Annotated in this window: 10 protein-coding genes and 1 pseudogene; 4 read left to right on the top strand and 7 right to left on the bottom strand. The window is 35.3% G+C overall.

Going from position 1 to position 11,883, the window contains the following annotated elements; genetic code table 11:
• Positions 1-279 (bottom strand): Mur ligase domain-containing protein (locus WG67_RS08320; RefSeq protein WP_458694989.1); only part of this gene is annotated, 279 nt, incomplete at its 3' end.
• Positions 280-305: 26 nt separating this feature from the next.
• Here WG67_RS08320 and WG67_RS02110 point away from each other — a divergent pair.
• From WG67_RS02110 to WG67_RS02120, 3 genes are all read left to right on the top strand, one after another.
• Positions 306-980 carry a septal ring lytic transglycosylase RlpA family protein gene (locus tag WG67_RS02110; protein WP_010082236.1) on the top strand — a complete coding sequence of 225 codons (675 nt, stop codon included), beginning with the start codon at positions 306-308 and terminating at the stop codon, positions 978-980.
• An 843-nt stretch (positions 981-1,823) separates the two neighbouring features.
• The gene (locus tag WG67_RS02115; RefSeq protein WP_012673105.1) at positions 1,824-3,188 is read left to right on the top strand and encodes an ankyrin repeat domain-containing protein; all 1,365 of its coding nucleotides are present in this window, start codon (positions 1,824-1,826) and stop codon (positions 3,186-3,188) included.
• Positions 3,189-3,323: 135 nt separating this feature from the next.
• Positions 3,324-4,811 carry a type II secretion system protein GspD gene (locus WG67_RS02120; RefSeq protein WP_015588942.1) on the top strand — a complete coding sequence of 496 codons (1,488 nt, stop codon included), beginning with the start codon at positions 3,324-3,326 and terminating at the stop codon, positions 4,809-4,811.
• A gap of 7 nt (positions 4,812-4,818) precedes the next feature.
• Here the strand turns inward: WG67_RS02120 and WG67_RS02125 are convergent, their stop codons facing one another.
• On the bottom strand, positions 4,819-5,730 hold the full coding sequence (locus WG67_RS02125; RefSeq protein ID WP_070357048.1) for an outer membrane protein: 912 nt from the start codon (positions 5,728-5,730) through the stop codon (positions 4,819-4,821).
• 66 nt (positions 5,731-5,796) lie between these two features.
• On the bottom strand, positions 5,797-7,023 hold the full coding sequence (gene mtaB / locus WG67_RS02130) for a tRNA (N(6)-L-threonylcarbamoyladenosine(37)-C(2))-methylthiotransferase MtaB (RefSeq protein ID WP_010082135.1): 1,227 nt from the start codon (positions 7,021-7,023) through the stop codon (positions 5,797-5,799).
• A gap of 390 nt (positions 7,024-7,413) precedes the next feature.
• Here mtaB and gatA point away from each other — a divergent pair, with 390 nt between their 5' ends.
• Positions 7,414-8,883, top strand: a complete 1,470-nt coding sequence (gene gatA / locus WG67_RS02135) for an Asp-tRNA(Asn)/Glu-tRNA(Gln) amidotransferase subunit GatA (RefSeq protein ID WP_070356837.1) — start codon at positions 7,414-7,416, stop codon at positions 8,881-8,883.
• A 361-nt stretch (positions 8,884-9,244) separates the two neighbouring features.
• Here the strand turns inward: gatA and ltrA are convergent, their stop codons facing one another.
• From ltrA to WG67_RS02150, 4 genes and pseudogenes are all read right to left on the bottom strand, one after another.
• The gene (gene ltrA, locus WG67_RS02140; RefSeq protein WP_006280268.1) at positions 9,245-10,558 is read right to left on the bottom strand and encodes a group II intron reverse transcriptase/maturase; all 1,314 of its coding nucleotides are present in this window, start codon (positions 10,556-10,558) and stop codon (positions 9,245-9,247) included.
• A complete protein-coding gene (locus WG67_RS07495) occupies positions 10,521-10,649 on the bottom strand; it encodes a hypothetical protein (protein WP_255324786.1) in 129 nt (42 codons plus the stop codon). The genes ltrA and WG67_RS07495 overlap by 38 nt, the downstream gene beginning before the upstream one ends.
• Positions 10,650-11,081: 432 nt before the next feature.
• Positions 11,082-11,408 (bottom strand): hypothetical protein, encoded by a 327-nt coding sequence (locus WG67_RS02145; RefSeq protein WP_245683390.1) that lies wholly within the window; start codon positions 11,406-11,408, stop codon positions 11,082-11,084.
• 170 nt (positions 11,409-11,578) lie between these two features.
• Positions 11,579-11,883 (bottom strand): annotated as a pseudogene (locus WG67_RS02150) (WO male-killing family protein Wmk); the annotation flags it as partial.

The following is an 11,883-nucleotide window of genomic DNA, read 5'->3' on the forward strand; positions in this document are numbered from 1 at the left end:
AGAAGAATGTACAACTATTTGAGCTTGGCTTATATTATTAGCATTGTGACCAATAAAAACCTCTATACCTAGCTTTTGTAACTTATTTATATTGTCGTTTGATTGTGCATCACTGCCTTGAACTTTGCAATTGGAATTGTGAAGAATTTCAGCAATGGCACTCATTCCGATTCCACCTATACCAATAATATGTATTATTCCTTTTTGAGTTTTGTTAATATTTAGCAGTAGATGTTTACTCATTACTAAATTTATTATAGTATAATTTAAAATCCTCATAGTATCGAACCCTCTTACCGAATACAATGATAAAAAACCTAACCTTTCTATGTCTAATATTTGTTTTGATAAGTAGCTGCAGTTTTAGCAACAGGTTTAACTGCACTGCAGGTCATTATAAAATTGGCAGCAGCTACACAATAAATGGTATAACTTATTATCCAAAAAACTGTAAACACTATGAAGAGATAGGGATAGCATCGTGGTATGGAATAGAAGATCATGGCACACTTACAGCAAATGGTGAAGCGTTTAACCGTCACTTGATCTCTGCAGCGCATAAGACTTTGCCCTTACCCTGCTTTGTTCTTGTCACTAATTTAGAAAACGGAAGAAAGCTTGTTACAAGGGTTAACGATAGAGGGCCTTTTATTGAAGGCAGAATAATAGACTTATCAGAAAAAGCAGCTCAAGTCTTAGGATTTCATAAATCTGGGCTTGCAAAAGTAAAAGTTCAATACCTAAGAAAGATGTCAGAACAATTGATACAAAATACTCCTCATTACAGAAAGCAATATGAAAAAGAAATGCAGAAACGTCATCCGAAACAAGACAGTGCAGAAAGTAAGGGATATGTTGCATTTTTTAAAAGTGCTCAGGCTGCTAAATCAGCTGCATCAAAGCTTCGCAATCAAGGAATAAAAAATGTTAGATTGCTTTTTAAGAACGATCAATATTGCGTGAAAGTGAGTTATAGGTAGTGGTGAGTGCAGAATTTGAAAGATTTGGTTAATGTAAGGAACGCTGGCTAACTATTGTAAGTTAAAAATGTGATATAAAAAAGATATCAACAATTTATAGCTATACCACCGCGATATCTCTTAGCCGCTAACACGTAGCGGAATGACGAGCTTATCGTCACGCCACCGCTAACCGTCATACCGCGATTTATTCGCGGTATCTCAGCCGCTAACAAGTAGCGAAATGACAGCAATCCTACGTCATGCCGCCGCTAACCGTCATACCGCGATTCATTCGCGGTATCTCAGCCGCTAACAAGTAGCGGGATGACAGCAGTCCTACGTCATACCGCTGCGTCTAGATCCCGCTAACAAGTAGCGGGATACTTGACCTTTACAGGAATGACAGTTGTCGTTTAGCTATAAATGTTAAGAAATTTACCAAATAAAAAAAAGGCAAAGAAACCCTAGGGTAGCTAGTATTCAAATTCTCCCTTGTCTATTTGACGTCTTTTACTGTCTTAAACACTTTATAAGCGCGTTTCGGCTTGTATAGGTAGAAACCTAAAAGTTTTATAAAGACATGAGGTGCACATAGTGCAAAAAATTAAGCATGATTTACGCCAAATACATTAAGTTTTTTGTCATTAATCCACTGCAGAGATTGCGAAGATAAATAAATAGCTTCAGTTTCATGATAAGAGGGCTGGCGGAGTTTGTCAAGTAAGTTTTTCGTTTCATCCAATGCGCTGCCAAAAGTTTGTTATGCAAGAATGCACTAGCCATTTCTCACAGATTCATTTAAACTTAATCAAGTAGGAGTATTATTAACGCGAAAAGAGTTTAATTAGAGATTTAAGTGATATGGCGCGTGAGGAAGATATAAACCAATTAGTAGAAAATGGATTTGATATTAACTCAAAAGATGCAAGTGGAATCACTCTCTTGCATAAGTTCACAAAAGAAGGCGATTTAGTTGGAGTAAAGTCATTACTAGAGCACGAAGCTGATTTCAATGTCGTAGACAACGAAAATAGAAACCCTCTGCATTACGCCATTATGCATGGACACAAGAAAGTTGCTAAACTTTTTGTTAACCAACTGACAATTAATTCCAAGGATAAAAATGGATTCACTCCACTGCACCTTGCTGCACTACAAGATGACACGGAATTAATAGATTTTTTGATAACAAAAGGCGCAAAAATTAATGAAAAAGATGCCAAAGAGGGCTATACTCCTCTTCATATAGCTTCACTATACGGTTCTAAAAAAAGCGTCCAAATTTTAATTGATAGCGGAGCAAATCTCGAATGTGAAGATAACAATTTTCGTACTCCTTTGTTTTTAACCATTTATCAATGCACCGCACATTATGACAGCAGAGCAGAAATTATAGAATATCTGATAAAGAAAGGTGCAAATATAGAAGCCAAAGATGCAGAAAATAACACTACGCTTTTCCTAGCAGCGTATAACAACAAAATGCAAATAGTAAAACTTATTGCAAAAAAACAGCAAGCAAGTAACGATAAAATTAAACTTAAAGAGTTTTTTTGCACAAAAAACAACCATGGTTTTGATGCGTTAGATTGCGCTATTGAGCATAATAATAGAAAAATGGTAACATTTCTTGTTTCAAAGGGAATAGAAGCAAACGATCAAGATTTTAATGGTAACGCTAGGCTGCATAAAGCTAGCCATAATGGTAACACTAAAACAGTTAAGCTCTTATTGAAGCTTAAGGTAAACGTTAATGCTGTTACTAAATGTAACAGAACTCCCTTGCTACTCGCAGTTAAAAAAGGCCATACACAAATTGTGAAAATGTTATTGGAAGTTAGAGCCAATATGAACATTTGTGAGCAACAAGGTTTTGCACCTCTACATCTTGCTGTTCAAAAGGATTATTTTGATATAGCTCAGTTGTTAACAGAAAAAGGTGCAGACCTTAACATTAAGTGCAATAACGGTCATACCGCAATAGATATGTTCATTAGCAAGGCTCATAGCAAAAAAAACATCGAAGAAAATTACAAAAAATTTTGTAGATTTTTGATGCTTTATCTGAAAGAGCTACATAGTAAACACAAAGCCTGTTGTATACTTTCAACCCTAGCTCTAAGCTTAACAATTATAGGCTTACCATTTATTTTCAAGCCTATTATTAAATACAGAGAAAGAAGTACAATATATAAAAAAATTAGGGCTATGCTGGTCTACATTTAAGTACAAGAAGAGTATACAAAAAATACATAGCCAAAGCTAATACACGACAATTATCTGCTCGTTGCGGACAACCTCTAAATACATTTTTAATATTTTTATAGAAATCTATTAGTATAGATTTTGTATGCTGTTCTAATGGCTATTTTTAAATGCTTAATACTCCTCTTCATTATTTCTTGCACACATCTACCTACCAAGCAATATCCTATTAACATAGACAATTATAAGCACGATTATCCGTTGCAACAATATAACACCTCTTTGGAGATTAATGAACCGGCAATACCAGAAATTATGCCTTTACCAATAGAGTTTCCCGATCTCACAATCAGTAATCAGCTTATTTCTATTAATGTTAGTGAAGAAGTATCAGTAAAGGATTTGCTGATTGAGATAGGAAAACTTTCTGACGTTAACTTGGATATGGACCCAAAAATATCAGGTAATATTATTTTAAAGCTAAAAGATAAGGATATAAACGAAGTAATTCAGAGTATAGCAAATAGCGCCAAACTGCGTTACTCAACAAGTAATGGTGTAATTAGAATTGAGCAGGACTTGCCATACGCACAAAATTATTACGTAGACTTCATCAATATTCAACATTCTGCTCAAAGCAGTTTCGTCATTAATAACAATATTACTAACAGTGATGGAAGTAACGTTGATAGGGACTATAACAATGTTATGAAGTCTCAATACAGTAGTGACTTATGGAATTCATTAGAAAAAGGCTTGAATGCAATAATGGATGTTAACGGGGTGGATGATGGCGAATTCCTTTCATCCAACAGAGAAGCTGGTGTTATTATTTTGAATGCTAGAAAAGATATCCACAAAGCTGTTGAAGAATATATTAATAAGGTTAAGAAGTTAGCGTCTTCTCAAGTAATGATAGAGGCAAAAATAGTTGAAGTTGTGCTAGATGACAAATACCTTTCTGGTATGAACTTAAATGACTTACAAGATGGAACTAAGTCTATAATAAATCAAGATAACTCCATTATTAACCTAGCAATGAACTTTGGTGCAAATGATCTAGGAGATTTAGTAAAAAATTTAGACAAATTTGGCACTTCAACTGTAATTTCAAGCCCCAGAGTACATGCTATAAATAATCAGCAAGCGATGATTTCATTTACTAAAAACCATATTTATTTTACCTCCGATATACAAAAAGATACTAGAAACTCTAATCAGACCTTAATTACCAAGATGAATAGCGTCCCAATAGGTGTTGTGCTAATAATCCACCCAAGCATTAACATTGATACTAGTGAAATATTCATGGATATACATCCAACTTTATCAAGAATTAACGGCTACACTAAAGATCCAGATATAGAGTACGTCGCACAGCAGAGTAAAATGAAATTAAATAGCGACATTCCAATTGTTGAAATCAGAGAAATGAACTCTATGTTAAAAATTAAGAGCGGTGAAATTATGGTAATCGGCGGGCTTATAGAACATAGAGAAGATAAGCAAAGCTTATTGCATCAGAAATCAAAAAGGCTAGCGAATAATATTAGAACAGTAGAAACTGTCATTTTTTTAAAAGCAACAATCGTACCAACATTTGGTTTGTTAGATAGAAAAGATAAGAATTTATATATATATTAAATTATCACTAAAAATTAAATATCAAACCAACTTCAATATTGTGAGTAGATATGTCATCTGCAACAGGTATCGGAACGCTAAAGTAACGATAGCCGAGAAAGGTTTTGATTTCTGGGATTATTGAATAATCAACACCAAGTTTTATTTGATAAGCAAACCAAGGAACATTCAGTGGCATTGAATTTTGGGGTGACCCATTAATCCTTTTTAATCTAAAAACTGTTGGTCCTATACCAAGACCGATGTACGGAGCAAATTGTGTATCCTGAACGCTGGGATTATAATAGAAGTTTAACAAAAACGCAAATATACTTGCTGATTTATCAAATACCGGAGGAGAATTACTATCTTCAATATTGGCTATAGAATACGCGGCTTCAAAATCAATTTTACCATTTTCTCCAGCATAGTAACCTAAAGACATGCTGCTAAACCACTGGAAATCAATTTTACCATCAAATTGCTGTATACTTTTAATTTCATCTGCCACTATATTTTTTATTATAAAACCATAATGACTTTCAACTAAAGTTAGGACTCTTTTTCCTATTTCTTGTATACCCTTTACAAATATTTCTGAATTATCATGGTATACCTTACCACCGTTAGCGCTAACATAAAAATCAAGTTTTTTTGATTTTTCTTTTGTAGGCTCAGCTTGATCTGCAATACGTGACCACATATTTTTCTGATCAGCTACTTGGAAAACAGAAGGTGGACTACTTTCAAGTTCTTGATATTTTATTGGTATTTCTTTTGCAGTAACCTCCTCAGAACGTATCACACTTTTATTATTGTCTGTTTCTAATTTTAAGGGTTGTACTTGCTCAATGTGTGTATCATTACTAATATAAGTAATAAAAAAATAGACACATGAAATGAAAATCAAAAATAAAGTAATAGATATTCTAGTTATCATAAATGAATTCACAATTATCATTTACAGTATAATTACTATATCGTATATTTCTTCAATGTACAAAAATTAAGAAAAAATATTTCCAATTAGATAATTATTTTCCACTCCTTTAACATTAACTTTCACAATACTCTTGGCTTGAGCTTTTGATTCAAGCTTTATTAATGCAAAATTTTCTGCTCTACCGACATTATTTTGCTCAACCAGAACACTTTGCTTAGTGTTGATCAAGGATTGACAAAAACTGCTCATAATTTCTTTATTTACTTCTCTTAAATTTTTTACTCGTTCTTTACGCACATTCTCTGGTACTTGTGGCATTCGTGCAGCAGGTGTATTTTTCCGCTCTGAATATGGAAAAGCATGTAGGTAAACTATATTTGTTTTTTTCAGTAAATCAACTGTATCCTGAAACATTTCATCAGTTTCTGTTGGAAATCCAGCAATAATATCAGCGCCAAATGCTATATTAGGCCTCAAGCTCTTCATTTTATGACAAAATTCTATCACTTGTTCTCTGTTGTGACGACGCTTCATTCTCTTTAGTATTAAATTATTACCAGATTGTAGACTCAAATGTAAATGAGGCATAAGTCTTGACTCATTAGCTATTAAATCCATTAATTCGTCGTCAACTTCAGCAACATCGATAGAGGAAAGTCTTAGCCTCTTCAACTCTGGTATATCCTTTAAAACTCTCCTAATCATTGAACCAAGTGATGGCTTACCCAACAAATCTGTACCAAAGTCAGTAATATCAACCCCTGTAAACACTACTTCTTGATATCCATTTTCTACAAAGATCCTGATTTGCTCTATAATACTATTTATTGGCACAGATCGATTATTCCCTCTTGCCTCAGTAATTGAACAAAATGTGCAGCTATGATTACAACCATTTTGAATTTCAATAAATGCCCTTGACTTATCTTCAAATCCATTAATTAGAACAGGTTCTACTTGGTTGTCACTGACCAAGATTTTATCGTCATTTAGTAAGTAATTTTCAGCTTTTAGCTTATCTTGATTACCGAGCACTTTACTTACACCAGGAATGCTACTGTAAACTTCTGGATCCAACTGAACAGCACAACCAACTACGATAATTTCTTTATTTGGATCATTTTTGTAAATCTTACGTATCTTTTGCTTTACCTGACGTTCTGCTTCGTTTGTCACTGCACAGCTATGCACCACAACAACATTTTCTCTCTTTGCTTTTTTTAATGCTTCTTTGATTAACTCGCTCTCGTAAAAATTTAGACGACAACCAAATGTTATCACTTCATTCATGTTAGTATTTTTTGCTTTAATAGACCTAAATTATATCAAATATCCAAGCAAAGTCTCTTGCATGACTATTTTTTTGTAAATAAATGCTATGCAAGCAGCAGACACTGGGATCTCAACGATTTTCACTCAGGTCTGGTAGAGACTCATGACCTTGAAACCAGCGATTTGGTCTCATAACCATAGTCTCCCCAAAAGAACCGTGCTTGCGGATTTCCCGCACACGGCTCCACAATACAGCGTTCACGTATCTCTTAGCCGCTAACAAGTAGCGGGATGACGATTGTCGGTGAATCTAAGTTACCTTAGCTACATTTCTAGCTGTAACTATAAATGTATGGATTTTTTATCGTGCCATGTTATAATTAACGTCTTGCTAAAAATTAAATATTGATGAATGAACTAAGAAAGTTAAGTATTACACAAATGCATGACGGGCTCAAAAAAAAGAGTTTTTCTGCCGTTGAACTCGTAGAGGCGCACATCAGTGCGGTTGAAAATGAGAAATTAAATGCATTTATAACAAAAACCCCAGAGATAGCAATGAAAGCTGCTAAAGCTGCAGATGAACATTTCTCTAGGCAAAAGGATGATTTAATCTCGCCGCTCATGGGTGTACCAGTTGGCATCAAAGATCTATTCTGTACAAAAGGAATAAAAACAACAGCATGCTCAAAAATGCTGGAAAATTTCGTTCCGACTTACGAATCTACGGTGTCTGACTTGCTTTTAAAAAGTGGAGCAGCCATGCTCGGTAAGCTTAATATGGATGAATTTGCTATGGGTTCTGCGAACACAAATAGCTATTTTGGCCCTGTTGAAAATGTGTGGATTAGAAAAAGCGATGGGGAAAAAGTTGTTCCTGGTGGATCATCTGGTGGATCTGCAGCATCGGTGGCTGGATTTTTATGCGCTGGAGCACTAGGGAGTGACACCGGTGGATCTGTGCGCCAACCAGCAGCTTATTGTGGAGTGGTTGGAATAAAGCCAACTTATGGAAGATGCTCGCGTTTTGGTATGATTGCATTTGCGAGTTCTCTAGATCAAGCAGGAGTCATTACTCGTTCTGTCTCTGATTCAGCATTAATGCTGGAAGCAATCTGTGGCTATGATACAAAAGATTCAATATCAAGCGAAAAGCCAGTGCCTAAATTTTCTAGCTTTATAAATGGTGATGTCAAGGGTAAGCGTATTGGTATACCAAAAGAATATAGGATGGATGGAATTTCAGAGGAAATAGTCCATAATTGGGAGAAAGTTGCTTCCTATTTAAAAGAAAATGGCGCTGAAGTTGTTGACGTTACTCTGCCACATACTAAATATGCAATACCAGTCTATTATTTAATTTGTTCTGCTGAAACTTCATCCAATCTTGCTCGTTATGACGGTGTGCGTTATGGGTTCAGGGTTGATGCTGATACCCTTGAAGAAATGTATTCACTAACAAGAGCAGAAGGTTTCGGTAAAGAGGTGAAAAGAAGAATTTTAATTGGCGCTTATGCGCTTTCCTCAGGTCATTACAATGAATATTACGAAAAAGCACAGTGTATCAGGGCATTAATCAAAAATGATTTTATAAAAGCGTTTGAAAAAATAGATTACATACTTGTGCCATCTGCTCCAACAGAAGCTTTTGGCTTAAATGAAAAGCCAGATCCGCTAATTATGTGCATCAATGATGTGTTTACTGTGCCGGCAAGTCTGGCAGGATTGCCTGCTATTTCTGTTCCTGTTGGGCTCTCCAATGAGGGTTTACCACTTGCCTTGCAAGTGATTGGAAATTATTATGATGAAGCTGGAATATTAAATGTGGCAAGTGTGATAGAGCAAAATTGCGGCAGAATAATTAGACCTCTTGCATAATCTATTTTTTGATAGTAATTTTTGCATTAAAATTTGCTTACGCTCCTCAACGTACTCTATGGTTCCATTTTTAGATGAATAGCAAAAACAGGGTATATTAATCTGTTTACAAAATTTTCGTGTAACAGTTCACACTTAATTAAACAGACTGAATTCTGTAATTTTGGGATGTTGAAAAATTTACCTCACGTTGTCATTCCAGCGCATAACGCTGAAATCCAGATTTATAGAAACGAAAAAACTTGCTTGACGTCTGGTAGAGACTCATGACCTTGAAACCAGCGATTTGGTCTCATAACCATAGTCTCCCCAAAAGAACCGTGCTTGCGGATTTCCCGCACACGGCTCCACAATACAGCGTTCACACTAGTGCTCCTGTGTATAAAGAAACATATACCTTTGGTTTTGGTAATGGATTTACTTTTAAATAGTGTATAAATTGTTCCCAATCCATACTTTTCTTTTGACTACGTCGGTTTATCCACTTAAATGCTAACTTTGTTACCGGTCGATAGAATTGAATCAAACACCGATAATTTCCGCTAACTCCGAAGTAGCTATAGTGTCCTGTTAGTTTGGCTTTAAGTTTCTGCCACCAATCTTTGAGACAGATACGACTTCGTACCATCTTCAACCATTCTTTGATTTCTTTAATCTTTCTGGCTAGGCTTATTTTTGAAGTTTTCTGCTTCATCATAAGTTTACCATTACGACTTTTTCCACAATAATGTGTAAATCCTAGAAAGTTGAAGCTAGCCGTCCTACGTTTCTCTCTTTCTGCTTGATACCATTCTTTCTTACCAAACTTTACTATTTTTGTTTTATTTTCAGCTATTTCCAACCCAAATTTACTTAGTCTTTGTTTCAGTAATTCTAGAAATTCTTTTGCGTCTTCTTCCCTCTCGCAGCCAACTACAAAATCGTCGCAAAACCTTATTAGCTGTAAATATCCTCTGGCTTTTGGCTTAAATTTCTTTTCAAACCATAAGTCCAGCACATAGTGTAAGTATATATTAGCTAATACAGGGCTTACTATACCACCTTGTGGTGTGCCTTGATCGGTTGCTTTATAACATCCAACTTCGACTATTCCTGCCTTTAGAAATCGTTTTATTAACCACAATAAATTTGGGTCAGCTATTCGTTCCCTTAGACAATTCATTAGCCATTTATGTTGAACATTATCAAAGAACTTCTTGATATCCACTTCTACAATATAGTTAATTGGTTTGTGCATAACTGCTTTATCTAGAGCGTTTATCGCCTGATGACAATTTCTTCCTGGTCGAAATCCATACGAGCTGTCCATAAAGTTTGCTTCATAAATATTTTCTAATATCTTCTTTAGCATTACCTGTACCAACTTATCTTCCGTTGATGGTATTCCGAGACCGCGCTTCTCTTTGCTCCCGGCTTTGGGTATGTATACCCTTTTCACTGGTAGCGGTTGATATTGTTTTCTCTTCATACTATCCACTAGTGTTTTAAGTTTCTCTTCTAGATTTTCTCCATAAGCTTCCACTGTCACACGATCTATACCACAAGCCTTGTTGCGTTTTAGTTCCTTATAACACTCTGCAAGATTCTCTTCATTAATCAAATGAACTAATGATGTAAATTTTACTCGCTTATCTTGCTTAGCCCTTACTGCTATCTGGTTTAGTTTTCCTTGCATACTCCTCTAATCTCTGTTGTATTGGTATAGCAATCCCTATACCAGTCACTATATTGCTAACCGCTTCCCCTTGTATGTGGCTTTCCCACACTCCGAGTACTATCAGTTAGTCCGACTTCCTTTGCATCTTCCTCCAGTCCTCGCCTTTATTGACTTGTTCCAGAGTACCCTTACAGGAATACAAAGGATCTCCCAAGTTCACGTAAGGTCCATCTCAACACATGACGCGGCCTTCGATCCCGATGAGGTGAGTAATATCTTGCCTTAGCGTTATTACCCATGTTGCCTTCCACCAAATGTAAAGTGTCAGCCCCCATGACGCGTGAATTACGGGACTCAATACCTTCACTTTCGTTGCACCCTATGTTGTCCATTCCATTAGCTTTACTACGCTCGTTACCTTACGCAGCATAATGGTTTGTTCCAGGTTGCCGGCTAAGCTTTACCCGTGTTGGATTTTCACCAACTGTTCCTTACGCACTTCTTGGCGCACACTCATTGTCAAACCTCCATTTTTTTTATATCAATTTATTACTTTTTTTTGGTTTGACACACTTTTTTGAACATTCCCTGTTAAGATGCCTAATCTACTTTCTAGTGTTTCCTTAACACACATAATCATTGCTACTGCAGAATCAGTTACTCCTTCTATAACTTTCAGGTCATCCATTTCTCTACCTAAAATCCTTCCTACTCCTGTATAAGTATTCACCAAATTTTTAGCAATTTCTTGAGCCTGTGGGCTTTCATGTACTGCACTTAGAAACGTTTCCATTATTTCACGATCAAGTAGAGCTTTGCCTTTGCTTTCTAATATTCTGAATTCGATTTCTTCTTTACTTTTATTCATATAATTTACCCTTCACTAACAACAAACTTTTTTTAGATATTTACTGCTGTTTTCTTATCAGCATTGGCATAAAGCCATAGCTTTTGCGTGAAGTCAAATCAATTTTTAAATCTTTTTTACTTATTTTTTCATCAAAAAGTAAAGATATTAATAGATACTGATTTTTTTACTTAAATTTGTTGAATTTCGTCTAAAGAGATGCCTATTGTTTTTAAAATAATATTGATAGAAATTCCTTTTTTTACTAAGTCTTTTGCAATTTTGATCTTTTCTGCTCTTTTCACTTTCTCTTCGTAAATTTGTATGCCTTCAAGCAGAGATTTTATTAGCACATACCGTAATTCTTGACTCTCAATTTCTTTGTATTCTTCGATTAAATTCGGTAATTCATTTTCCACTTTATCATCTGCATCCTCTGTTAGTTCAAGTAGGTCCATGATATTAATCGATAATGTTTCCGCTATTGCATACAATT

Origin of the sequence: Wolbachia endosymbiont of Drosophila incompta (assembly GCF_001758565.1) — a bacterium.
GTDB classification, from domain to species: Bacteria; Pseudomonadota; Alphaproteobacteria; order Rickettsiales; family Anaplasmataceae; genus Wolbachia; species Wolbachia pipientis.

Bases quoted from the DNA above. Each gene is read 5' to 3' on its own strand.
- WG67_RS02115 (WP_012673105.1), top strand. From the start codon at position 1,824: ATGGCGCGTGAGGAAGATATAAACCAATTAGTAGAAAATGGATTTGAT.
- ltrA (WP_006280268.1), bottom strand. From the start codon at position 10,558: ATGCAAGGAAAACTAAACCAGATAGCAGTAAGGGCTAAGCAAGATAAG.
- WG67_RS02110 (WP_010082236.1), top strand. From the start codon at position 306: ATGATAAAAAACCTAACCTTTCTATGTCTAATATTTGTTTTGATAAGT.
- WG67_RS02125 (WP_070357048.1), bottom strand. From the start codon at position 5,730: ATGATAACTAGAATATCTATTACTTTATTTTTGATTTTCATTTCATGT.
- gatA (WP_070356837.1), top strand. From the start codon at position 7,414: ATGAATGAACTAAGAAAGTTAAGTATTACACAAATGCATGACGGGCTC.
- WG67_RS02145 (WP_245683390.1), bottom strand. From the start codon at position 11,408: ATGAATAAAAGTAAAGAAGAAATCGAATTCAGAATATTAGAAAGCAAA.
- mtaB (WP_010082135.1), bottom strand. From the start codon at position 7,023: ATGAATGAAGTGATAACATTTGGTTGTCGTCTAAATTTTTACGAGAGC.
- WG67_RS02120 (WP_015588942.1), top strand. From the start codon at position 3,324: ATGGCTATTTTTAAATGCTTAATACTCCTCTTCATTATTTCTTGCACA.